Source organism: Bacillus sp. FSL R9-9530 (genome assembly GCF_038008145.1).
Lineage (GTDB): Bacteria > Bacillota > Bacilli > Bacillales > Bacillaceae_G > Bacillus_A > Bacillus_A mycoides.
This window is the reverse complement of sequence record NZ_JBBOYO010000001.1, coordinates 3,127,652-3,150,182: the sequence shown is the minus strand read 5'-3', so window position 1 is coordinate 3,150,182 and position 22,531 is coordinate 3,127,652. Positions and strand designations below refer to the sequence as shown.

At 35.4% G+C, this 22,531-nt stretch carries 24 protein-coding genes; 15 read left to right on the top strand and 9 right to left on the bottom strand.

Annotation, left to right across the window (positions count from 1 at the left end; translation table 11 throughout):
- Positions 1 to 38: 38 nt before the first annotated feature.
- From MKX66_RS15805 to MKX66_RS15795, 3 genes are read left to right on the top strand one after another with little or no spacing between them, the layout of a single operon-like run.
- On the top strand, positions 39 to 1,349 hold the full coding sequence (locus MKX66_RS15805) for a PTS sugar transporter subunit IIC (RefSeq protein ID WP_002140468.1): 1,311 nt from the start codon (positions 39 to 41) through the stop codon (positions 1,347 to 1,349).
- The gene (locus MKX66_RS15800) at positions 1,325 to 1,603 is read left to right on the top strand and encodes a hypothetical protein (RefSeq protein ID WP_002087437.1); all 279 of its coding nucleotides are present in this window, start codon (positions 1,325 to 1,327) and stop codon (positions 1,601 to 1,603) included. The genes MKX66_RS15805 and MKX66_RS15800 overlap by 25 nt, the downstream gene beginning before the upstream one ends.
- A complete protein-coding gene (locus MKX66_RS15795; protein WP_215590763.1) occupies positions 1,593 to 2,678 on the top strand; it encodes a DUF871 domain-containing protein in 1,086 nt (361 codons plus the stop codon). Before MKX66_RS15800 ends, MKX66_RS15795 begins: the two co-directional genes overlap by 11 nt.
- A 175-nt stretch (positions 2,679 to 2,853) precedes the next feature.
- Here MKX66_RS15795 and entC read toward each other — a convergent pair whose 3' ends face one another.
- The 4 genes from entC to MKX66_RS15775 form a co-directional block, all read right to left on the bottom strand.
- Positions 2,854 to 4,290: a cell wall-binding protein EntC gene (entC, locus tag MKX66_RS15790; protein ID WP_326997014.1), complete on the bottom strand. Its 1,437-nt coding sequence runs from the start codon at positions 4,288 to 4,290 to the stop codon at positions 2,854 to 2,856.
- Positions 4,291 to 5,008: 718 nt separating this feature from the next.
- Positions 5,009 to 6,160, bottom strand: a complete 1,152-nt coding sequence (locus tag MKX66_RS15785) for an ABC transporter permease (RefSeq protein WP_445662213.1) — start codon at positions 6,158 to 6,160, stop codon at positions 5,009 to 5,011.
- 26 nt (positions 6,161 to 6,186) lie between these two features.
- Entirely contained in the window at positions 6,187 to 6,861 is a 675-nt protein-coding gene (locus tag MKX66_RS15780) for an ABC transporter ATP-binding protein (protein ID WP_016101751.1), read from the bottom strand.
- Positions 6,858 to 7,961 (bottom strand): efflux RND transporter periplasmic adaptor subunit, encoded by a 1,104-nt coding sequence (locus MKX66_RS15775; protein WP_341086674.1) that lies wholly within the window; start codon positions 7,959 to 7,961, stop codon positions 6,858 to 6,860. Before MKX66_RS15775 ends, MKX66_RS15780 begins: the two co-directional genes overlap by 4 nt.
- 211 nt (positions 7,962 to 8,172) lie before the next feature.
- Between MKX66_RS15775 and MKX66_RS15770 the strand changes: the two genes are divergently transcribed.
- The 4 genes from MKX66_RS15770 (at position 8,173) to MKX66_RS15755 (ending at position 12,929) form a co-directional block, all read left to right on the top strand.
- Positions 8,173 to 8,907 carry a YwaF family protein gene (locus tag MKX66_RS15770; protein WP_326997015.1) on the top strand — a complete coding sequence of 245 codons (735 nt, stop codon included), beginning with the start codon at positions 8,173 to 8,175 and terminating at the stop codon, positions 8,905 to 8,907.
- An 87-nt stretch (positions 8,908 to 8,994) separates the two neighbouring features.
- Positions 8,995 to 9,861: an ABC transporter permease subunit gene (locus MKX66_RS15765; protein ID WP_063219336.1), complete on the top strand. Its 867-nt coding sequence runs from the start codon at positions 8,995 to 8,997 to the stop codon at positions 9,859 to 9,861.
- 1 nt (position 9,862) lies between these two features.
- Positions 9,863 to 10,867 (top strand): ABC transporter permease, encoded by a 1,005-nt coding sequence (locus MKX66_RS15760; RefSeq protein ID WP_088038539.1) that lies wholly within the window; start codon positions 9,863 to 9,865, stop codon positions 10,865 to 10,867.
- 139 nt (positions 10,868 to 11,006) lie between these two features.
- Positions 11,007 to 12,929: an ABC transporter permease gene (locus MKX66_RS15755; RefSeq protein WP_341086672.1), complete on the top strand. Its 1,923-nt coding sequence runs from the start codon at positions 11,007 to 11,009 to the stop codon at positions 12,927 to 12,929.
- Positions 12,930 to 12,967: 38 nt separating this feature from the next.
- On the opposite strand, the gene brnQ2 is transcribed toward MKX66_RS15755, so the two are convergent.
- The 4 genes from brnQ2 to MKX66_RS15735 all read right to left on the bottom strand — a co-directional run bounded on the left by brnQ2 (position 12,968) and on the right by MKX66_RS15735 (position 15,574).
- Positions 12,968 to 14,284 carry a branched-chain amino acid transport system II carrier protein BrnQ2 gene (brnQ2, locus tag MKX66_RS15750; RefSeq protein WP_326997018.1) on the bottom strand — a complete coding sequence of 439 codons (1,317 nt, stop codon included), beginning with the start codon at positions 14,282 to 14,284 and terminating at the stop codon, positions 12,968 to 12,970.
- Between the two features lie 220 nt (positions 14,285 to 14,504).
- Positions 14,505 to 15,074 carry a spore coat protein CotJC gene (cotJC, locus tag MKX66_RS15745; RefSeq protein ID WP_002140479.1) on the bottom strand — a complete coding sequence of 190 codons (570 nt, stop codon included), beginning with the start codon at positions 15,072 to 15,074 and terminating at the stop codon, positions 14,505 to 14,507.
- 12 nt (positions 15,075 to 15,086) lie between these two features.
- A complete protein-coding gene (locus tag MKX66_RS15740; protein WP_002140482.1) occupies positions 15,087 to 15,350 on the bottom strand; it encodes a spore coat protein CotJB in 264 nt (87 codons plus the stop codon).
- An 8-nt stretch (positions 15,351 to 15,358) separates the two neighbouring features.
- Complete coding sequence (locus MKX66_RS15735) at positions 15,359 to 15,574, bottom strand: spore coat associated protein CotJA (RefSeq protein ID WP_000357172.1); 216 nt, start codon at positions 15,572 to 15,574, stop codon at positions 15,359 to 15,361.
- 109 nt (positions 15,575 to 15,683) lie between these two features.
- On the opposite strand from MKX66_RS15735, the gene MKX66_RS15730 reads away from it, so the two are divergent.
- The 6 genes from MKX66_RS15730 (at position 15,684) to MKX66_RS15705 (ending at position 18,904) form a co-directional block, all read left to right on the top strand.
- Entirely contained in the window at positions 15,684 to 16,049 is a 366-nt protein-coding gene (locus tag MKX66_RS15730; protein WP_000398543.1) for a VOC family protein, read from the top strand.
- 20 nt (positions 16,050 to 16,069) lie between these two features.
- On the top strand, positions 16,070 to 16,849 hold the full coding sequence (locus MKX66_RS15725; protein WP_341086667.1) for a DUF2935 domain-containing protein: 780 nt from the start codon (positions 16,070 to 16,072) through the stop codon (positions 16,847 to 16,849).
- A gap of 312 nt (positions 16,850 to 17,161) precedes the next feature.
- Entirely contained in the window at positions 17,162 to 17,443 is a 282-nt protein-coding gene (locus MKX66_RS15720) for a YkvA family protein (RefSeq protein ID WP_000733844.1), read from the top strand.
- A gap of 11 nt (positions 17,444 to 17,454) precedes the next feature.
- The gene (locus MKX66_RS15715; RefSeq protein ID WP_002140485.1) at positions 17,455 to 18,060 is read left to right on the top strand and encodes a DedA family protein; all 606 of its coding nucleotides are present in this window, start codon (positions 17,455 to 17,457) and stop codon (positions 18,058 to 18,060) included.
- 110 nt (positions 18,061 to 18,170) lie between these two features.
- Positions 18,171 to 18,539 (top strand): DUF3992 domain-containing protein, encoded by a 369-nt coding sequence (locus tag MKX66_RS15710; RefSeq protein ID WP_002087413.1) that lies wholly within the window; start codon positions 18,171 to 18,173, stop codon positions 18,537 to 18,539.
- Between the two features lie 20 nt (positions 18,540 to 18,559).
- Positions 18,560 to 18,904, top strand: a complete 345-nt coding sequence (locus MKX66_RS15705; RefSeq protein WP_000525803.1) for a DUF3992 domain-containing protein — start codon at positions 18,560 to 18,562, stop codon at positions 18,902 to 18,904.
- Positions 18,905 to 18,964: 60 nt separating this feature from the next.
- Here the strand turns inward: MKX66_RS15705 and MKX66_RS15700 are convergent, their stop codons facing one another.
- Entirely contained in the window at positions 18,965 to 19,390 is a 426-nt protein-coding gene (locus MKX66_RS15700; RefSeq protein ID WP_002087412.1) for an S-Ena type endospore appendage, read from the bottom strand.
- A gap of 353 nt (positions 19,391 to 19,743) precedes the next feature.
- Here MKX66_RS15700 and MKX66_RS15695 point away from each other — a divergent pair, with 353 nt between their 5' ends.
- Together MKX66_RS15695 and MKX66_RS15690 are read left to right on the top strand one after the other, a co-directional pair.
- A complete protein-coding gene (locus tag MKX66_RS15695; protein ID WP_326997019.1) occupies positions 19,744 to 22,206 on the top strand; it encodes an FN3 and LamG domain-containing metallophosphoesterase family protein in 2,463 nt (820 codons plus the stop codon).
- Positions 22,207 to 22,286: 80 nt separating this feature from the next.
- The gene (locus MKX66_RS15690; protein ID WP_000391506.1) at positions 22,287 to 22,490 is read left to right on the top strand and encodes a hypothetical protein; all 204 of its coding nucleotides are present in this window, start codon (positions 22,287 to 22,289) and stop codon (positions 22,488 to 22,490) included.
- Positions 22,491 to 22,531 lie beyond the last annotated feature (41 nt).

The following is a 22,531-nucleotide window of genomic DNA, read 5'->3' as shown; positions in this document are numbered from 1 at the left end:
TTTTACTTTTGTCATATTGAACATAGGGAGGGTTATCGATGAATGGTTTTATGAGTTTTATGGAACAGAAGATTATGCCAACAACGCAAAAGATTGCGGGGCAACGACATTTATTAGCAATTCGAAATGGAGTTATTTCTACATTACCGTTAACGATTGTCGGGTCATTTTTCGTTATCTTTTTAAACTTACCAATTGATGCATATATGGAGTGGATTGCACCGTTTCGTCATATTTTAGATATTCCATTCCGATTTACAGTAGGCTTAATGGCTTTATACGCAGCATTTGGGGTAGGGGCCTCACTCGCGAACTTTTATCAGCTCAATCAATTAAGTGCAGGATTATTATCTGTACTCGCCTTTTTACTAGCATCAGTTGAACCAATTCAAATAACAAAAGCTGTACCAGGTGTTATTGATGCAGGTAGATATATTTCAGTAGGAACATTAAGTGCAACTTCTTTATTCGGAGCTATTGTGACAGCATTAATTGCAGTAGAAATTTATCACTTTATGATTAAGCATAATATTTCGATTAAATTACCAGATAGTGTACCACCAGCAGTTGCAAACTCGTTTGCAGCATTAATTCCAACTTTAGTAGTTATTCTTTTATTCTGGGGTATTCGTTACGGTTTGAAATTTGATGTAAACACAACAATCACATATTTAATCGCACCATTAAAATCAGTATTAGTAGGAAATAATTTATTCGGCGGTTTATTAACAGTATTCTTAATCGTGTTCTTCTGGTCGTTCGGTATACATGGCCCAGCGATTTTAGGACCAATCATCCGTCCGATGTGGGATTCAGCAATTCTTGAAAATATGGAAGTGTTCACGGCTACAGGAAATGCACATCAGTTACCAAACTTATTTACAGAGCAATTTATTCAATGGTTCGTATGGATCGGTGGATCAGGCTCAACGTTAGCTTTAGTAATTATGTTTATGTTCTCTAAATCTAAGTTCTTAAAAGAGTTAGGTAGATTATCATTCGTACCAGGATTATTCAATATTAACGAGCCAATTATTTTCGGGGCACCAATTGTAATGAACCCGATCTTAATTATTCCATTCGTTATTACACCGCTAGTTACAACGACAGTATCATATTTCGCAGTTGTTTCAGGTGTGATTCCGCTCATGATGGCGAAGCTGCCATTTACGATGTTAGCGCCAATTGCAGCGATTATTAGTACGGACTGGACAATTATGGCCGGTGTACTTGTACTTGTTAACTTTGTTATCTCATTCGTTATTTACTATCCATTCTTCAAAATGTATGAGAAGCAACAATTAGCAGGAGAGGAGAAAACAGAATGCTCGGAGCAATTATCATCTTAATTACATTCGTGGCGGGGCAGTGTATTGCACATTATTCAAAATGGGTACAAAGTAAATCGCTATTAGTTTTACTACTTGTGTCGATATTATTTATTGGATGTTCAATGGGAGCTTATGTGGCATTTAGTTTAGAATCACCGTACTTTATCATCGTACCAACGATTTTATGTGCAACATGTTTATCTGCAAAATATAGATTTACGAGCATGGCATTAATACAACGTGTGAAGGAGATGCAAAAGCATGGAGCGTAAATTAGGAATTTCACTTTATCCAGAGCATTCAACGAAAGAACAAGATATGGCATACATTTCGGCAGCGGCACGCCACGGTTTTTCAAGAATATTCACTTGTTTACTGTCTGTTAATCGTCCGAAAGAAGAAATTGTAGCTGAATTTAAAGAAATTATTAATCATGCAAAAGATAACAATATGGAAGTTATTTTAGATGTAGCTCCAGCTGTATTCGATCAACTTGGTGTTAGTTATAGTGATCTATCGTTCTTTGCAGAGCTAGGCGCGGATGGAATTCGTTTAGATGTAGGGTTTGACGGGTTAACAGAAGCGAAAATGACGAATAATCCATATGGTTTAAAAATTGAGTTGAATGTAAGTAATGATATTGCCTATTTAGAAAATATCCTTTCGCATCAAGCGAATAAATCAGCTTTAATTGGTTGTCACAATTTTTATCCGCAAAAATTCACTGGTCTTCCGTATGATTATTTCATTCGCTGTAGTGAACGCTTCAAAAAGCATGGTATTCGTAGTGCAGCCTTTATTACATCGCATGCAGCTGACATCGGTCCATGGGATATTAATGACGGATTATGTACGTTAGAACAACATCGTAACTTACCAATTGAAGTACAAGCGAAACATTTATGGGCAACAGGGCTTATTGATGATGTTATTATCGGAAATGCTTATGCGAATGAAGAAGAGTTAGAGAAACTAGGAAACTTAAATCGTTACATGTTACAGCTAAAGGTACAATTTGTAGACGAAGCGACTGAAGTAGAGAAGAGAGCGACACTGCAAGAATTACACGTAAGACGCGGTGACATAACAGAGTATATGGTACGTTCTACAGAAGTACGTAAAAAGTACAAAGACTATGACTTCCCAGTGCGCGAAAGTGTACGACAGGAAAGAGGGCAAGTTGTAATTGGTAATAACCTATTCGGAAAGTATAAAGGTGAACTACAAATCATTCTGAAAGAAATGCCAATAGATGAACGGAAAAATATTGTCGGTACAATTGCAGAAGAAGAGTTATTCTTACTAGATTATGTAGGAGCTTGGACACAGTTTACTTGTGTGGAATAGGGAAGGTAAAAGAGGATGCTATAGCATCCTCTTTTTTCTGTTGAAATAGTAGTCTATCGTATATAGAATGCAAAGAGATAGATTTAATTTGGACGGGAGAGAAGGAGAAAGAATATAAGAATCATAAAAAAAGAGTCAGTCTCAACGTTGAGACTGACTCTTTTTTTTATAGTAATTAGTTTAAAATTTTCACTGTAACTGTTTTACGTCCCCAGTTACTTGATGTACCTTTATCTGGCATTAAAACATCGATTTTATTTCCTTTAATAGCTCCACCAGTATCACCAGCGATTGCTACTCCGTAACCTTCAACCCATACTTTTGAACCTAATGGAATGACACTTGGATCAACTGCAATTAGTTTCATGTTTGGATTAGCTGTTAAGTTATGACCCATAGCTGATTTTACTTGGTCTCCTGCTTTGTAACCATTTTCAAGTGGATCCGCTGTGTAAGCTGTTGCTTGAACTCTTAATTCACGAGAAGAAGATGGTGCACTTGTTTCAGTTTCTTTTGCAACAGGTTGTTGTGTAGCTGGTTTTTGAGCTTTAGCCGCTTCACGAGCTTTAGCTGCCTCTTGAGCCTTAGCTGCTTCACGAGCTTCAGCTGCTTCTTGAGCCTTAGCTTCTGCTTGAGCTTTAGCCGCTTCACGAGCCTTAGCTGCTTCTTGAGCTTTAGCTTCTGCTTGAGCTTCAGCTTCTGCCTGAGCTTTAGCTGCTTCACGAGCTTTAGCTGCTTCTTGAGCCTTAGCTTCTGCTTGAGCTTTAGCTGCTTCAGTTGCTTCTTGAGCTTTAGCTGCTTCACGAGCTTTAGCCGCTTCTTGAGCCTTAGCTTCAGCTTGAGTTTCAGCTGCTTCACGAGCTTTAGTTGCTTCTTGAGCCTTAGCTTTTGCTTGAGTTTCAGCTGCTTCACGAGCTTTAGTTGCTTCTTGAGCCTTAGCTTTTGCTTGAGTTTCAGCTACTTCCCCGGTTTTAACTGCTTCACGAACTTTAGCTGTATCTTGAACGTTAGTTACTTTTTCAGCTTTAACTACTGGCTGAACTTTAACTGGTGCTTTTCCTGTTAAGTAAGGAATGTGTACATAAGCTGTTTGGCCGTTATATTCAAATTGGATCCAATCATTTTGTACTTGGTGTGTTGTTTCGATTACATCATCTTTTTTCAATTTACCAAGAATCGCTGAATCTGTATTTGCTCCAGCACGTACGTTTAATACGTTTGCTGTTACGTAGTAAGTATCTTTTGTGTAGTCAGCGCTTATGAAAGCCTCTTTACCACTATTTAATTTAACTTTTGACCATCCGTTTTCTGTATGTAAAACGTTAACTTTATATCCATCTAATAACTTTCCGACAACTTGTGATTCAGTAGTTGGGTTTTCTCGTACATTTAGTACATCAGTCGTTACGATTGTTTCTGCTTTAGCAGATGTTGTGAAAATCCCAAGACCAAAAACCGCTGCTGTTGCTATACCCATAAATTTTTTCATAATAGCCTCCATTGCATTTGTTTTCGTTGACCTCATTATAGCAACCATTATTTTCTTATTTGCGGAAAACACAAAACTACAAAGCATTCGTAACGAGGCATTAATATTCTGTAATAATTCCATTAATATCCTGATAGCGTTTTCTTTGCGTTTTTGAGGGGATTAGAACATACGATTCATAAAATCAACACTTTTTTAATTACTAATAGATTAATAATGTATCAGTGGTATTACTTAAGTGTTTCTGTAACGTTACAAAAAAGGGGTATTTAACTGTTTGAATCGTAATGTAGTTATGAAAATATAATCTTCTTGTGTGTGAAGTCGTATATATAGGGGGGATTTTAATGAAATAGAGATATAATTGTTACAAAATAAGTTGTAGTATGGAAAAAATTACGCCTTGAATTTGTTCTTTTACATATTATTTTTGCAATAATAGGATTGCTTGATAGCTTTCGTGAGAAATGAAAGTTTAAATGATAAAAAGATAATCGCAACATGAAACATATATAATAGAAGAAACATGATTTAAAGGGATGATATCGTTATGAATTGGTTCGCGAGTTGCATTAGAATTATCCCGCTATTTGTGGGCAGTAAAACCCTCACCTCAAAATTCGGCTGAAGCAAAGAAGTTAGGTGGGAGATTAACTGCCCGTAAAAGACCGATTGGTGAAGGCTAATAATCAGTGGGGGATGAACAAAACCCCCACTGATTATAGTTTCACTTTATATAATAGAAGTTAGAGGTTCTTATTTTTGTCAAAACGTCGATGAAATTACATTTGCCTTCAACAAAATAAAAAACGTAGGAGTGTAAACTCCTACGTTTTTTTATTTACTCATATCGTAAACATTCAATTGGATCAAGTTTAGCAGCTTTGTTTGCTGGTAGTAAACCGAATGCAATACCGATTAGCATTGAGATACCTACTGAAAGAAGTCCAAGTTCTTTTGAGATAACGAGTGGCCATCCGGCAAAGATTGAGACGATCCAAGCGAAGAAAATACCAAGCATGAATCCGATGAAACCACCGAGTCCTGTTAAAATACAAGATTCAATTAAGAATTGTGTTAATACTTTACCGCGCGTTGCACCAAGTGCTTTACGAATACCGATCTCACGTGTACGTTCTGTTACAGATACAAGCATGATGTTCATTACACCGATACCACCAACAAGTAAGGAGATAGCGGCAATGCCACCGAATATCATTTTCATCATACCGATGGATTCGTCTAATTGCTTCGTAAATTCACCTAAGTCCTGTGCTTCGAATTTGTGCTCGAATTTAGGAGCTTTCATGTCGTTTAAAACAGAAACAGCTTGTTTTTCTACACTTTTACGTTCGGTTGGAGAGGTCATTGTTAATTTTACAGAGTCATACTCATTTACTCCTGAAATGACAGGCGCGTTTTCAAGAGATGTATAACCTTCAGGCATAGCCATTCCAAATTCGTTTTTCGTTTCGTATACACCGACTATTTTATACGGCTTTCCTTTTACATCTGTGTATAGATTTGATTCCCAACCACTAAATAATTTGTTGAAAGCTTCTTCATTTAATATAACAGCAGGAATTGCTTGGTTTAATTCGCTGTCGTTTAATTCACGACCGTGAACTAATTTTATTTTCGAATCTGTCATAAAGGCGCCTGTTCCACCTTTTAAATCAAGAGAGACATCTTTTGAACCAGAAGATGCTTTTACTTTCATACTTACATCTGGATAAACATCTTTAACGCCTGGTACAGTTTGAAGACGTTTTAGCATATCCGGTGTGATTTTGGCACTATCAGTTCCATAATCAGGGTTGTTGTAGTAAATCGTTACTTCAGTATCTTTTCCTTGGCCTAACTCTTTTTTAAACTTTGCATTTGTACCATCACCCATTGAAATGATAGTAATAATGGCGCTAATACCGATAATAATACCTAGCATTGTTAATATAGAACGCATTTTATGAGCAAAGATAGAGGAAAGGGCCATGCGTATATTTTCACTCGTGTTCAAAATTAACCTCTCCAATCTTGGACGATATTTCCGTCACGAATTACAATTTGACGTGCTGCCGCTTCCCCAATTTCACGATCGTGGGTAATCATAATGATTGTTGAGCCTTGTTTGTTTAATTCGTAAAAGAGATCCATAATTTGTGTACTTGTTTTCGTATCAAGTGCACCCGTCGGTTCATCTGCTAAGAGAAATTTCGGGTTATTTACGATTGCACGTGCGACTGCGACACGCTGCTTTTGTCCACCTGACAATTCATTTGGTAAGTGAGTAGCACGATCAGCTAAACTGACTTTTGTTAAAGCTGCTAATGAGCGCTCACGTCTTTCTTTTTTATCGACTCCAGCGTAAATAAGAGGTAGTTCTACATTTTGAAGTGCTGTAAGTCTCGGTAATAACATAAAGTTTTGGAATATGAATCCGATCTCTTTATTACGAACATGTGCAAGTTCTGTTTCAGACATGTCTGAAATGTTTTGACCAGCTAGTTCGTACGCACCTGTCGTTGGCTTATCTAAGCAACCGATAATGTTCATTAATGTTGATTTACCAGAACCAGATGGTCCCATAATAGAAGTGAATTCTCCTTGGTTTAGTGTTACATCAATTCCGTGTAATATTTGAACGGACTCTGCACCATTTTGGAAAGATTTCGTGATGCCTTTTAAGTTAATCATTGAGTGACAACCTCCATACCGTCTTTTAAGTCTTTTTCAGGTTTAGAGATAATTTCCTCTCCTTTTTTCACTCCAGAAACTTTTGCTTCGCTATCTGTCTCGAATTCAACAGTAACTGCTTGTTCTTTCGCTTTACCGTCTTTTACAACGAAGACAACATTTTTGTCACCTTTTTTCACAATGCTGCTTTTCGGAACAATCGTACCAGTTGCTTCGCCAGATTTACTTGTTACGTAAACATGGAAGCCGTTTTGTAATTCTTCACTATTATCTAATGTGACAGTGAATTGATAATTAGAAACAGTTTTATTTTCGTCCATGCTCTTTAATGGTGTAGAACCGATTTCTGTTACTTTTCCTGTCCAAGTCTTACCAGCGACAGTTTTTGATGAAACAGTTACTTCTTGCCCAACTTTCATACTAGCAAGTTCATATTCAGAAAGTTGACCTTTTACTTTAAATTGACCAGCGTGACGAAGTGTAATGCCACTCATACCTGTTTTTTCATCAGCAGTTTTTACGATATCATCAATTACACCGTCGGTTGGACTCGTTACAGAAAGTGTGTTTACTTTCTCTTTTGCTGCTTTAATCATTTCATCAGCTTTTTCTACTTCAAACTTTTTCATTTCAAGTTGTGATTCTAATTGTTGCACTTCGACTTCCGATGCCTTTAATGCTTCTTGAGGAAGGCCTGCATTTTTATCTTTTTGTAATTTTTGTTTCGCTGCATCAATTTGTTTTTGGAACAATGTTACTTCTTTTTGTGCGATTTTCTTTTGCATTTCTGCTTCCGTTACACCTTGTTTAGCAGTAGGGTCATTATATTTAAACAGAAGCTGACCTTTTTTCACTTCATCACCTTTTTTAACAGCTAATTCATACGTACCTTTTGTTGGATCGAATGAAATTGTTTCAATACCATTTGGAATAACTTCGCCGCCAAATTTTTGTGCATTTTCAATTTGTTTTTCCGTAATTTTATAACCGCTATATGCCATTGCTACTTCTGAACCACCGCCAGCAAATGCAAAATATGATCCAGCTGCAATTCCGATCGCTACTACACTAGTAATTAATACTTTATTTTTCTTCTTCATCTATTTATCACCTTTTCGTTCGTTTTAGTATCTACATTAAGTATAGAAGAGGTGAAGAATCTGACAAATCGTTTTAGCTTACAATAACCTTACAGTTTTGTAAGGTATAAATATGTAAATGTAAGGTGGAGGTTGTCCTAGTTTAAGCAAATGAATTGACTCGTTGTTTCTTTCTAACAATAATATTGTATGAAGGAGAGGAGGAAGGAAGATGGAAGCTTATTTTAGTGCGCATCCATTAAAACCATTTATTCCGTACTCGAGGCAACATGTCATTATATTATTTATTATGTTGGTGGGGATATTTTTTCTGTATCAATACCAAGATTTATTGCGTCAAAGTGAGTGGAATATAACGGTTCGATATGCGATTGCATTTCTATTTATAGGAAGTGAGATTGGACTTCATATGTGGGAATGGAAAGCCGGTATTTTTGAGCTAGGCACTTCATTACCATTTGAGTTATGTACGATTAGTTTATTGTTAGCATCGATTATGATTGTAACGAAAAGCTATCGAATATATGAGATTGTGTTTTTTACAGGAATTATCGGTGCATCGCAAGCCATTTTAACGCCGAACGTGCAATACGCTTTTCCGCATTTTCGCTTTATAGAATTCTTCATTGCACATGTATTACTCATTTGGGCACCGCTCTTTATGACGTGGGTAGAAGGATATAGACCTACCTTGCAATCGATTAAGCGTACGATGATATTTTTAAACATAGTAATTCCAATCGTTTCATTTGTTAATTATAAAACGGGTGGCAATTATATGTTTTTAGCTCGTAAGCCAGAAACTACTTCATTACTCGATATGTTAGGGCCGCATCCTTACTATATTATTTCATTAGAGCTAGCTGCGCTTATTGGATGTTTTATTTTGTATATGCCATTTGCGAAAAGAGAAGGGCATGCGCATAAAGAATCACTAGGATCATAACCTAGTGATTTTTTTATTATAAATATTTACAATTCAGAAAATTAAGAATGAAATTAAATGGTAAATTATATAGAGAGAAGGGGGAAAATGGTAAAGAAAGTTTTTTTGAATGGGATGGAAATGACAATTCAATTTATCATTTCAATTTTGGGTATTATTTTTTTAGGGGCACTGCCGAAATTATTTTATGGATTTGAGCTGAATGTATCAGCGTACATAAAGAGTTTAAAAGAAGTATTTGCGAAATTAATGGATATTTCCAATATGCAATATGCAAGTGATAAATTTTTATTTCCACAGTTGTTTGTTCATTATAAAGAAACAATGGTTATTTTCTTGTCTGCATTTTGCATTTCATTATTTGTAGCATTTTGTATCGTTTATATGATTATGAGTAGTTCACCGCGTATACAACATCGAATTAAATCATTTCTCATCTTCCTAGAATCCATTCCAGACATTCTTCTTATTTTGGGATCACAAATTTTAGTTATATGGTTTTTTAAACAGACAGGTTTTTTACCCTTTCAAATTGCGTCAATCGGAGGCGAGTCTATTAGAGGATTGCCAATATTTTGTTTGAGTATACCGACTACGATTCTGTTTGTAAAACTGTTAGTGCTTCGTTTTGAAAATGAGCTAGAAAAAGATTATGTACTATTTGCTAAGGCGAAAGGGTTGGGGCGTTTTCACATTTTAAATCGTCATATTTTACGAAATGTGTTGCTTAGTACACTGTTCTTTGCGAAAACGAATATTTTTTTTATGTTATCTAATTTATATATTATAGAATGGATTTTTAATACGAGAGGTATTTTTATGTTTTTGAAATCATATCCGGATATTAGGGTTGAGGTTTTCATCGTTAGTGTGCTGCTTATTTATATTCCGATTTTTATTTTGTTTAAATTGTTTCATTATCTCATTCCAGCTGCGATGAAGGAGAGGCTATAATATGTGGACGTATATAAAACACGATAAAAGATTTTGGATAAGCATTGGGTTTCTTCTCATATTAGTTCTTTTGAGCATCGGAAATACGATATGGAATGATGGACATATTAGACAAGTTACATTGCAATATGATGCGGATGAAAATCCACAAGTACCACCGTTTTCACCTTCATTACAATTTTTACTTGGGACAGACCGGAAAGGATATGACCTTTTACATTTAGTAATTGAGGGAGCAAAGTGGACGATTGGAATATCGTTTTTAATCGCATTACTTAGAATGGTAATGGGTGTGTTTTTCGGTGTTTTGCTCGGAACATACATAAAAAAAGGCTTTTCAAAGATTGAGGCTTTCTTTGATAGTTTTACAGTCATTCCAACAGTTATGATTGCGTATTTCTTGCTTCGCTCTGTGAATACCTTTGGAAATGGAGAGGAAACAACAACTTTTTTTGAAAGAGCTTCGTTTCAAGTGGTATTACTTGTAATGCTTGCGATGCCGGTTATTGCACTGTATGTTGCGAAGGAAGTTCGTAAATTACAAACGGAAGAATTTATTGATGCCGCGCGCATATTAGGTGGATCGAGAAGACATATTGTTATAAAGCATCTTTTTCCGCATCTTTATATGACGTTTATACTCGTATTTCTTCAACAGTTTACGCAAACTCTTACTATTTTACTGCACTTAGGGCTACTGGAAGTATTCTTTGGCGGAACTGTTAAGTTTTTCGGACCGGTAGAAGAAGTAGACTCTTACACGCATGAATGGTCAGGTTTAATTGGAGTATACTTTAGATCCTTAACGGTGCATCCGTGGATTCCTCTCGTCCCAATTACATTTTTCGGGCTTACTATTTTTTCAGGAAATATGATTGTGAAAAGTATAGAAGAAGCGATGACAAAAGTTCGATTAGGGGGAGAGATAAAGAAGACGGATGTAGAAGAGGAACAATCTGCTGTGCAGTCAAAAGAAGAGTTATTTACTTTTAAACATACGATGTGAAGAACCTAGGAAACTAGGTTCTTTTATTTTGTTATATTACAATATCGTAAGAGAGATGTAATGAAAATCGATAGGGGAGAAATACAATTTCGTATACACTTCATGTATAGAGAAATGCGAGAGCAGGTGAAGGTATACGATGGATTTTTTAGAAGTATCAAAACGTAGTATAAAACGAAATATGAAAGATTATTTTCTATACTTTATTTCATTAGTAGGCAGCATTATTATTTATTTTACATTCGTATCGATTAAACGAAATGAAAGTGTAGTAGCTCTTTTAAAAGAATCGGATAAGGTGGAAACGACATTTACGTTTGCACAAATATTGTTGATTATCTTTTTGACGATATTTGTTTTTTATTGTAATAGCTTCTTTTTGCGAAAGAAGAAAAAAGAAATTGCGCTATACAGTTTATTAGGTATCCGTAAAGAAGAAATTGCGAAGTTACTCTTTTATGAAACGTTATTAGTTGGTGGTGCGGCAAGTGTGTTAGGTATTCTTGCTGGTTTATTTATAGCGAATATATGCGCAGGGCTTCTTGTGAAGTTAATGGGAAGTGCGTTTACTTTTACATTTACGATTTCATTTTTATCTATAGTAGAAGTTCTTATAACGATAGGCGCAATTTTCTTTATTGCATCATGGAAAAGTAAAAAGTTAATTTATGAGCATCGTTTAGTTGAATTATTATATGGTGAAAATCAGAGAGAAGAGGCACCCACGTATTCAAGTAAGAAGGCAAAACGAGCGATTGTTTTATTAATTACAGGTTATATCATTGCGCTACTCACACAAGTTTTTGGGCTTGGAGCCATTTTTATTACAGGTCTACTTATTTTTGGTTGTATTGTAAAAGGTACGTTTTTACTATTTGAGCAATATACAGTGAAATCACTCCATAAAATAAAGGGAGATAAAACGAAATATTGGAATGGAACGAACATTTTATCCATTTCTTCATTGTTCTTCAGAATAAAAGGAAACGTAAAGATGCTGGCGCTATTATCTTTATTAATTGCGGTAACGTTATGTACGATTGGAATTAGTTCTAGTATGTATTATGGAGCGCAGAAGACAGCGGCATTAATGAATCCAGTTAGTTATGAATATGTAACAACTGGAAAAGGATTAGATAAGAAAGTTAGAGAAGAAATTCAAAAGCATGAGTTAGCAATCAAACATGAAACGTCTGTAGTTATGCTCTCTATGCAAGGGAAGATAGATGGAGAACAAATATTAACTGGGTATTTAATAGGTAATGGTAATGTACAAGTTATAAAAGAGTCGGATTATAATAAAGTAGCTTCTATGTTAGGGAAGAAAAAAGTTGTTCTGGGTTCGGAAAAAGAAGTTATTTTATTAGATCCGTATAAATCATATAACATCGAGAAAAATTCGCTTGATGGAAATAACGTGTCTTTAAAAGGGATGAAGAGCGGCGTAACAATCGTTGATCATCGTGAGGAAACAATTGTGAGTGCGAAACTTGCACCAGTTGGACTTGTTGTTCAAGATTCGTTATTTAATAAGTTGCAGCAAGGAAATGTTGTTTCAAAGGTAAGTGGATTTATCGTTGAAGGAAACGGTAGTAGAGAGCTAACGAAAAGTTTAGGGACTATCCTTTCAAAGGAAGCGAGATTCCAATCATTTGAGCAGGCGAGCCAATCTGAATTGCAAGATGGTGCAGTGTTGTTATTTGCAAGTGTATTTTTAGGGATTGTTTTTATTCTTGCTACTGGCTGTATTTTATACTTTAAACAAATAACAGAAGCGATGGCAGAGCGACCAGCATACGGAATGTTAAAGAAAATCGGACTAACGAAAAGAGAAGCAACAGAGTCTGTAAGAAAACAAGTAGGAGCGATTTTCGTAGTACCATTACTGCTTGCGATTTGTCATACATTCTTTGCATTTTTAAGTTTGATGGGCTTTACAGGGATGTTTGAATATAGTCTTCCTTTACTAGGTAGTATAGGAGTGTATATCATGATTTACTTAGGCTACTATATGTTAACTGTTCGCTCATATACAAATACTGTATTCAGCGATAGAAAATAAAAAGAAGCAAGCATGGATTTCATGCTTGCTTTTTTTCTTTATTTTGTAGAAACTTCACCTGCAGCTTCTGTTTGCGGAATACAGTATCCGATTATACCACCGATTATTGCTGGAACGATCCAGCCGATTCCTAAGTTATAAAAAGGAATTGTGTGTACGATATTAGCGATAAAACTTGGTATCATTCCCACATTATCAAGTGCATGAATACAGCTAATAATGAATGCTGCGATCATCGCTCCGATATAGACAGAAGGTTTACGTTTCGTATATTTATCGATAAATGATACGAAAATTAAAATGATTGTAATTGGATATAAAATAATTAATACGGGTAATGTAATTTTGATTAATAAACTTAATCCTAAGTTTGAAATAACGAAGCTAAAAATACAAACGTATAGTACAAGCTTCTTATATGAAACATTTGTTAATACTGTTGTGAAATAGTTGGCGAATGCACTTACAACACCGATTGCAGTCGTTAAACAAGCAGCTATAATTGCGATACTTAATAAAACATTACCGCTTGTCCCAAAGAATTGATACATAATAGTTGCTAATAGTTGACCGCCATTTTCAAATTGTCCTAAGTTTCCGTTTGAAGCGCCGATATAACCTAGTAAGAAGTAAACAATTGTTAAGAAAAGAGCCGCAATGCTTCCGCAAATAATTGTATATTTCGCAATGGATTTCTTATCTTGTATACCGTTTTGGCGAATTGCATTTACAACAATTGTTGATAATACGAGAGCTCCGATTGCATCTAATGTTAAAAAGCCTTCGAGAAATCCTTTGAAAAATGGAATTTCTTTATAGTCACCGATAGGTTCTGCGAATGATCCTGGTGAAAGAATTGCTTTTGTTGCCATAATTGCAATAATTCCAAGCAAAATTGGCGTTAATATTTTTCCGATATGATCTACTAATTTGGATGGATTTAACGATAAGAAGTAGACGACTATAAAGAAAATCGCACTAAAAACTAACATAGAGTACCATTGATCTGGGAAAAGTGGTGCAATCCCAATTTCATAAGATACAGTTCCAGTTCGTGGAATAACAAATAGTGGGCCGATGGAAAGATAAATAATGATAGCGAATACTGCTGCGAATTTTGGGTGAACACGGCTCGCTAAAGTATTAAAACTACCACCAGCAAGGGCAACAGCGACGATAGCTAGTAAAGATAAACCGACATCTGTAATAATAAATCCTGTAATGGAAACCCACATATTTTCTCCGGAAGAAAGACCGAGAAGGGGCGGGAAAATCATATTACCAGCACCAAAGAAAACTGCGAATAGTAATAAACTAATCGAAAGTATTTGCGCTGGTTTTAAAGTTGTACGCATATAAAGAAAAGCCTCCTAATGAGCGTTTTTTTGTCGAAAATTCAAATAATTTGTCGATTAACTGTTATTATTTTAAAGGTCTGATGACTAGAAAGCAAGAGGGAATTTTAAAAATATTTTAAAATAATGCGTAAAATTGAATAAATATACTATTTATATGTTAATGCAGGAAGAATTTCACTTTTAACGTAAAAAAACACATATCGCTAGGATATGTGTATTAAAAATAAATTTGCCTATCACGTTCTTCTTTTAAAATTTCTACAGCCTCTCGGAAACGTTGAGAATGGACAATTTCTCGTTCGCGTAAAAAGCGTAAGCTATCATTTATATCGGGATCGTCTGATAAATCAATTAGCCATTGATAAGTCGCTCGTGCTTTTTCTTCAGCTGCAATATCCTCGTATAAATCTGCGATAGGATCTCCTTTCGCTTGAATGTAAGTGGCAGTAAAAGGAACACCACCTGCATTATGGTAAAACAAGGCGCTATCATGATTCGCATAATGCGCGTCTAATCCGGCAGCTTTCATTTGTTCAGGTGTTGCATCTTTTGTTAATTTATAAATCATTGTAGCAATCATTTCTAAATGTGCGAACTCTTCTGTACCAATATCAGTTAGTAAGCCAACGACTTTATCAGGAATTGTATAACGTTGATTTAAGTAGCGAAGAGCAGCAGCTAGTTCGCCGTCCGCACCACCGTACTGTTCAACTAATAATCTGGCGAGTGCTGGATTACAAGTACTCACCTTAACAGGATACTGTAATTTTTTTTCATAAATCCACATAGTTTCTCTCCTTCATATTTGCCATGGCCACGGTCCTTTGCTCCATTCCCAGGGAGCGTTAGAATAACTATTTCCAAACTGCTGAAGTGGTCCGTATTTTTCTTCAATTTTTTGTTTTAATACTCTTCGTTTATAAGAAAAATCGTTGAATTGATTTATAGCTGCAGTATCGTCGGGATGCGTATCTAAATAGAGAGTAAGTTCAACTAATACAAAGTCTAATTCTTGAAGTTCTTCAATCCATTTGTAATATTCATCAGGCAATGTTTGTGTCACGTCTTTATTCACCGTCCTTTTTTGTAAGGATTTTCATAATAATCATAAAAGGCAGGCCATAAAGTCCCTTTTCTTAAAGCTTCTTTTGGTGTGAATTGGGGTAAATTAGTTGGTTGAAAACCCATATATAAGTGCGGGGGAGTTGAGTAATATTTCTTTCCAATTGGAGGACAAGGATCGTTTGGACCGTGATAAGGTATGTAGGATTTCATGAATTTATCCATGTCACAACCCTCCTTTATAAATGAAATATCCATTACTATGTATTGTATTCGTACATAATTGTCATTTATGACTCATATAAAAAACTAATAGAGACAGGGGGAGTTGAGGATGGAAGGCATTACAACATGCATCGTATTAGAATCAAAAAATTTAAAGGAAACATTGTATTTTTATGAAGGGATTTTAGGCTTTAAACCAAGCAAGGAGAGACCTCAACTACATGTAACAGGTGTTTGGTATGACGTTGGTTTAACGAGAATTTGTTTTGTGGTAAATCGGAATTTGCGAGGGCGAGAGAAGGTTGCTAATTCTTCGTGTGAATTAATAACCTTTTCAATTTCTGATATGGAAAAAGTAAAGAGAAAATTACAGTTTTACAAAATATCTTTTGCGGAAGAACAGCATGCGGATGGGGTGGTAATTACTCTGTATGATCCAGATTGCTATAAGCTTCAAATTTCATCAGAGGCATGAGTAACCATAGGGGGGATAGTGTGGATAGAATGTATGAAGAAAGCGCACTGTTTGAACATAAATTTTGGCTCAAAGTTCTTGGGGATCATGCTCATTTTTTACTAGATGCTTTAGCTCCACAGGAGAAAGAAGATATACAGAAAGCCACCTATTTTGTAGAAAAATTTACGAACTTTTTAAATGAAATTCATACTGTAAATTTTATTGCATTTTCAAAAGATGCAGAACAAGCTGCAGAGGAGATTCGAGCATTTAAATTAAATATTATACAAAAGCAATTGGAAGGTAAAATTGTGATTCATTTTACTCCGACTTTTATTAATCATATGGTAAATGAAGTGGAGGAATATATAACAGTATTAGAATACTTAGGGAGGGGAGAAGTCCCGCCCGTTTTTCATGAACTACACTATCATCTCGCGTGGTTAACGGATGCAGCAGGGCATGCTGGTTCTATTTCAGGCGGATTAGATGTTGTGGAAAAAAGATTGAAGGAGAAAAGTGATTTGTTTGCTAAACATTTTGAACAATTTTATTTAAAGGCAGTTGAAATGACAGGTTATTTACGGGCAGAACTGAAACATTTTCCAGCTTTGAAGAAGTTTACAAAAGACGTTTCACTAGAGCTAAAGTTATTCTCGCATTTCCTTCGAGAAGTAGAAGAATTAGAGTTGTCTGAGCAAATATTAAGTTCATTATCAGCCAGGATGGCGGATCATATGGCGAGGGAGGAGTGTTACTATTTATTGAAGTTAGCACAATCCTCAGGGTTAGAGATACCGAAATGTAATCCGCTTTAAAAATAGATTGTAGGGAAGATTAAGCAGACAAATTGTAACAGTGATAGAAGTATGTGAACAGGTTTCATTATGAAAAAAATATTGACAAGCCCCTCCAAATATCTTAATGTGATTGTATAAAATTGTGTATCTAAAGGGGAGTAACTTATTACAGTAAAGTCGTCATTACAGGGAGAAACCCTCGGCTTTATTGGCAACGTTTTGTTGTTAGTGAGACCTTTACCAGCAATGGTAAAGGCCCCTTATTGTCTTTTTAGGACCCTTACCATATTTGGTAGGGTCCTTTTTGTATACAAAGAGAGGAGCTAGAAAATGAAAAAACTTATTAGTAGATTAAGAGTTGTATTTCATGTCCGCCGTTTTGTTCCATTTCTATTTGACTTTTTTACTTCAAAAGAGGTTTCCATAAAGAAGAAAATCTTATCTATTGCTTTTTTAGTTGGTTATGTAGCGATGCCGCTCGATTTAATTCCAGACTTCTTACCGTTTATCGGTATTTTAGATGATATTGGAATTGTGTTATTTATTTTAAATCGAATTGTAAAAATGGCGCCAGTGCAATTGCAAGAAAAGCATAACGTAAACGTAGGATAGGAGTTGAAAATATGGAGCAAATTATTTTAGATATAATCGAGTTTTTAAAGCAGTTTTCTTATTTTGGAGTCGTGTTAGCTTTAACTTTTGAGTTTATTCCAGCAGAGGTAGTTTTGCCTATGGTTGGATATTGGGTATACGAGGGTGATATGAATTTTTGGCTAGCTGTATTAGCTGGAACACTAGGGGGAACGACAGGACCATTAACGTTATACGCACTAGGTTATTACGGTGGTCGTCCTCTATTAATAAAATACGGGAAATACTTCTTTATTAAAGAAGAACAAATTCAAAAAGCAGATGATTTCTTTGAGAAATATGGGCCGGTTGTAGCATTTTTAGGACGCTTCATCCCGGGAGTTCGAACGCTTATTTCCGTTCCATGTGGTATGGCGAAAATGAACATATGGAAATTTAGCATATATACATTTGTAGCAATGTTCCCGTTAACGACTTTGTATATTTATTTTGGAATGAAATTAGGTCCGCATTGGGAAAAAGCAGCGGGTGTTGTTGGACAATATATGTTACCTATATTAGTGGTTGTTCTTATTGTTATAGGTAGTATCTTTATCTATAAATTTATGAAAAAACGAAACAAAACTGAATCTATTTAGTTAGTAGTATTAGGGTGGGATTATTTTTTGAAAATGGATGAATAGTACAGGCAAAAGACTCTGAAGGACATACACATATAGGGAATATAAAAGAGAGAGGGGAAACAACTATGTCTTGTGAGTGCTCAGGGTCAGCATTAACTTGCTGTCCAGATAAAAATTATGTGCAAGATAAAGTGTGTAGTCCGTGGTCTGCTACTGTAGTTGCAACAGCAATTGATAATGTTCTTTATACAAATAATATTAACCAAAATGTAGTTGGTACTGGTTTTGTTAAATATGATGTTGGTCCAGGTCCAATTACTGTAGAAGCGCTTGATTCTGCTGGGGCTACAATTGATACACAAACATTAAACCCAGGAACGAGTATCGCTTTTACGTATCGCCGCTTTGCTAGTATACAAGTTGTGTTACCTGCAACACCTGGTGGAACGTATCAGGGAGAATTTTGTATTACAACACGTTATCCACTTTCATAGTAGAATTGGAGAGGATCGAAATGGGAATGAGAAGTTCCGGTTTGTCTTGTTGTTCTAATAAAACACTTGTGCAAGATCAAGTATGTACAGACTGGTCTATTACAGGTGCTGGTACTCAAATTGTATATACGAATAATATTACACAAGAAGTATATGGTTCAGGTTATGTGAAATATGATGTAGGCGCGAATCCCATTACAGTTGATTTTTTAGTCGGTGCTACAGTAGTTGATACAATTACTGTACAACCACAAAGTAGTGGTACTTTCACTGTACGATATTTTACTACTGTCCGAATTACTACGACAGGAACAACTGTTAATCAAGGCGAGTTTTGTATTACAGTACGTTATCCGATTTCATAAAAAAAGCATACCGTAAATGGTATGCTTTTTTAAAATTGAGGAAGTAATAAAATTGGTATTCTATAAGCAACATGTAAATTGGCAACAGTACTTGCCTTCTAAATATAGTGAAGGATTATTTTGTATATTAATAATACTAACGGATTTTAAATCTTTACCTGTGTAAGATATTGTATTGCCAGGAAACACAGTGAAAATATTGGTTACTGCTCCAATGATTTGAATTGTAATTGCTTCAGTGCTGCTAGTACTATTGTAAACCGAGACAGTACCTGATATAAGTAGTATCCCATCACTTTGCCACAGTATCATTGATTGTAGTGCATCTTTGGTAGAGGGAATGGTGTTGTTAGTTATGAGGAAATTCCCTGCAAATTCATTTGTTACTCGCTCACAACTTGGATTTGGAGGAGGGGGCGGTGGACAAGGGTCTGGACAAATGATAGATAAAGGAGCGAAACAGCCAATATTTTTTTTGTTCTTCAATACAACCCCTCCTTTTTAAGTTGTCTTTTACTACTATTAAATGTAGAAGCATGGCCGATGTGTTAAGAAAAGAAGAAAATTTTTAAAATTAAGATTGTCTAATAGGCTTACAGCTTAACTTATCATTAATGTTATAGAAAAGATTATATGTGAATAGACATGGGAAAAGAAGGATCAGACTCTTTTAGACAAAAGGTGGTTGTATACAATAGTACGAGTAATGTTGGACTTAACACTTAATTAACTGTATATTTACAAAAATCTAATAAAATTCATTTGTTATTTAAACGATATTAATATGTTTAAGATAAAATAGCCCTTGTAATGAATCAATTATTATGAGGAGGATTCACGTGGAAAGAACTGCTTTACGAAAAGTAAAAGGTCTTATTGGATTATTAATGGTGTTTGTATTGGCATTTGTATCATTACCGTGGAGTACGTCGGTTAAAGCGGAAGAGAAAAAGCAAGAAAAGGCACCAAGTGAGAAGAAAATCGTTTTCCCAGTTGTAAGTGATGTGCATATTAAAGATAGTGGAACAGATGATACGTTCCGCTGGAAAAGAGCGATTGAGCAATTTAATACGCTTGCACCAAAGCAAGATGCGTTTGTCATTGTAGGTGATTTTACTGATTCGGGTTCAGTAAAGCAATATGATCGTTTCATGCAAGTGTATAACGAAAATGCAAATAAAGATGCGGTACGAATGAATTCTCTAGGTAATCATGATTATTGGAACGGCTTATCTGTAGAGGGAGCACAGAAGCGTTTCTTAGAAAAGACAGGAATGGAATCGGTTTATTATCATAAGATGGTAAAAGGGTATCATTTCCTTGTTATGTCTCCAGAGGATGGGACAACACATGGCTATTATTCGGACAAGCAAATTAATTGGTTAAAAGAAGAAATGGCAAAGGCACAAAAAGATGATCCAGAAAAACCGATTTTTGTGTTTTTACATCAACATATTAAAGATACAGTGTACGGTAGCCAAGAATGGGGAACGAAAGATAGTGCGAAAATTAATGCGGTATTAAAAGAATATCCACAAGTCATTACGTTTTCAGGTCATTCGCATTATCCGTTAGATGATCCAAGATCGATTCATCAAAAAGACTTTACGTCTGTTGGAACATCTTCTGTAAGTTATATGGAAGTTGAAGGTGGTAAAGTACAAGGAAATATCCCGTCAGGAGCTAGCACGTTAAGCCAAGGTCTATTAGTAGAAGTGGATGATAAAGAAGTAACGATTAATCGCCGCGACTTCCATACGAATTCTTGGACAGGTGAACCTTGGAAAATTAAATTACCATCAAAGAAAGAAACATTTACGCATGTAGAAGATCGTGATAAAGAAAAGCCATCTTTTGCGAAAGATACGAAATTGTCAGTATCAAATGTAACGGAAAATGCGGCAACAGTAACATTCCCGCAAGCGTTGGACAACCTTCTTGTTCACTCTTATCGTGTACAAGCGAAGGATAAACAAACAGGTGAGATTAAAAATAAGTTATTAGCATTCTCAGAGTTTTATCGTGATCCAGTGCCGAAAGAACTTACATTTACACTGGCAGGATTAGATGGCGGGAAATCATATACACTTGAAGTAGTTGCGATTGATTCGTTTGGCAATGAAAGTGCGCAACCGTTAACTGCAGAAATCATAACGAAAAAAGATAATATTGATCCGAATGTGAAAGTACCAAAGGCAGACGTTTTTGATGTGAATTTCTTAGATGGTACATTTAAAGATAACTCACCGTTTGGAACAAAAGGTGATGTGAAAGGAAATGTATCTATTGAATATGATAAAGCGTTGAAAACAAATGTAATGAAATTAAATGGAAAAGCAAATACATTTGGGTATCTTCCATTTTCAGCAACACAAAAAGAAAAAGTAGCAAATTCATTTACATTAGAAACTGTATTTTCAATGAATGAAATTCGCGGACAAGGCATTTTGCAAAATACAGAGAGCGGTGGAATTGGTTTTGAGTCTACAGGAAGTGGATATGTAGAATTATGGGCTCATATTGGCGGAAGTTATAAACGTGTAGGTGTTCAATTAGAAGCAAACAAAACGTATCATTTAACAGGAACGTATAATGGAAGTGAAGTAGCAATTTATGTAGATGGTAAAAAAGTAAATAGTCAGCCAGCTCAAGGGAAAGTATATCACCCGAACGTACCATTTGCACTTGGTGCAGATCCAGATAGCAATGGAAATGGTGGCATTCCGTTAAATGGACAAATTGCGTTAGCAAAATTATATAGTAAAGCATTAAGTTCTTCAGAAGTATTAGCAGCATATAACGAATTTTCTAATCGTACAAAATTAGAGCAAGTAAATGCGTTATATGAAGAGAGTGGAAAAGTGAAAGAAGTGTTAGCTGGTACTTATGAATTTGGTGAAAAACCAGGTCAGTATTCCCAAGCAGCTTTTAACGAATTACAAAGAAGTTATGACAATGCAAAGAAAGTGTTTGAGAATATAGCAAGTACAGGAGAACAAATTGTTCAAACGTATAATGAATTAAAAACAGCAAATCAAACATTTGTACAATCAAAGGTAGCAGAAGAACAGCCAAAAACACCGAAAGAAAAATTACAAGTGACTATTGAATCTGCAAAAGCAGTAGTGAAAAAAGCACAAGCTGCGAATGTAACGGACGGTTCAGTGAGATCATTGAGTCAAAAAATTACAGTTGCAGAAGCTGTATTAAAAGATGTGAAAGTAAAAGATGCACAGGTAGAAACGATGAATCGTACGTTAGAGTACGCTATTTCACTGGTTGAAAAAAGCATCAACAAATAAGGTATAAGAAAAAGAAGCTTATCATGATAGGCTTCTTTTTTGTTATACTAAAAGTAGTATAGAAAAAGGGAGCGAATAATTTGGAAGAGAAAAAGCTAAAAAGAATTCTTGAATATGTATGGATCGCCGTTGTGCTCCTTGTAGGATATTATTTATTAAAAGATAAAAGTATATGGATTCTATTTTTAATGACATTTTTATTAGCGGGATTAGGAACGCTATTTATTAACTTTTTCTTTGATAGTGTAAACGCGTGGAGAAAGAAAAAGAAAGAGACGAAGTAAGGGAGAATAAAGTGAAACTTTAATCAGTGGGAGTCTTACTG

What these genes read in the sequence shown, in the direction of transcription:
- MKX66_RS15715 (WP_002140485.1), top strand. Translation starts at nt 17,455, where the DNA reads ATGGAGCAAATTATTTTAGATATAATCGAGTTTTTAAAGCAGTTTTCT.
- MKX66_RS15765 (WP_063219336.1), top strand. Translation starts at nt 8,995, where the DNA reads ATGGTAAAGAAAGTTTTTTTGAATGGGATGGAAATGACAATTCAATTT.
- MKX66_RS15805 (WP_002140468.1), top strand. Translation starts at nt 39, where the DNA reads ATGAATGGTTTTATGAGTTTTATGGAACAGAAGATTATGCCAACAACG.
- brnQ2 (WP_326997018.1), bottom strand. Translation starts at nt 14,284, where the DNA reads ATGCGTACAACTTTAAAACCAGCGCAAATACTTTCGATTAGTTTATTA.
- MKX66_RS15795 (WP_215590763.1), top strand. Translation starts at nt 1,593, where the DNA reads ATGGAGCGTAAATTAGGAATTTCACTTTATCCAGAGCATTCAACGAAA.
- MKX66_RS15785 (WP_445662213.1), bottom strand. Translation starts at nt 6,160, where the DNA reads ATGGCCCTTTCCTCTATCTTTGCTCATAAAATGCGTTCTATATTAACA.
- MKX66_RS15800 (WP_002087437.1), top strand. Translation starts at nt 1,325, where the DNA reads ATGCTCGGAGCAATTATCATCTTAATTACATTCGTGGCGGGGCAGTGT.
- MKX66_RS15710 (WP_002087413.1), top strand. Translation starts at nt 18,171, where the DNA reads ATGTCTTGTGAGTGCTCAGGGTCAGCATTAACTTGCTGTCCAGATAAA.
- MKX66_RS15720 (WP_000733844.1), top strand. Translation starts at nt 17,162, where the DNA reads ATGAAAAAACTTATTAGTAGATTAAGAGTTGTATTTCATGTCCGCCGT.
- MKX66_RS15735 (WP_000357172.1), bottom strand. Translation starts at nt 15,574, where the DNA reads ATGGATAAATTCATGAAATCCTACATACCTTATCACGGTCCAAACGAT.
- MKX66_RS15730 (WP_000398543.1), top strand. Translation starts at nt 15,684, where the DNA reads ATGGAAGGCATTACAACATGCATCGTATTAGAATCAAAAAATTTAAAG.
- entC (WP_326997014.1), bottom strand. Translation starts at nt 4,290, where the DNA reads ATGGAATTATTACAGAATATTAATGCCTCGTTACGAATGCTTTGTAGT.
- MKX66_RS15760 (WP_088038539.1), top strand. Translation starts at nt 9,863, where the DNA reads ATGTGGACGTATATAAAACACGATAAAAGATTTTGGATAAGCATTGGG.
- MKX66_RS15770 (WP_326997015.1), top strand. Translation starts at nt 8,173, where the DNA reads ATGGAAGCTTATTTTAGTGCGCATCCATTAAAACCATTTATTCCGTAC.
- MKX66_RS15780 (WP_016101751.1), bottom strand. Translation starts at nt 6,861, where the DNA reads ATGATTAACTTAAAAGGCATCACGAAATCTTTCCAAAATGGTGCAGAG.
- MKX66_RS15755 (WP_341086672.1), top strand. Translation starts at nt 11,007, where the DNA reads ATGGATTTTTTAGAAGTATCAAAACGTAGTATAAAACGAAATATGAAA.
- MKX66_RS15775 (WP_341086674.1), bottom strand. Translation starts at nt 7,961, where the DNA reads ATGAAGAAGAAAAATAAAGTATTAATTACTAGTGTAGTAGCGATCGGA.
- cotJC (WP_002140479.1), bottom strand. Translation starts at nt 15,074, where the DNA reads ATGTGGATTTATGAAAAAAAATTACAGTATCCTGTTAAGGTGAGTACT.
- MKX66_RS15705 (WP_000525803.1), top strand. Translation starts at nt 18,560, where the DNA reads ATGGGAATGAGAAGTTCCGGTTTGTCTTGTTGTTCTAATAAAACACTT.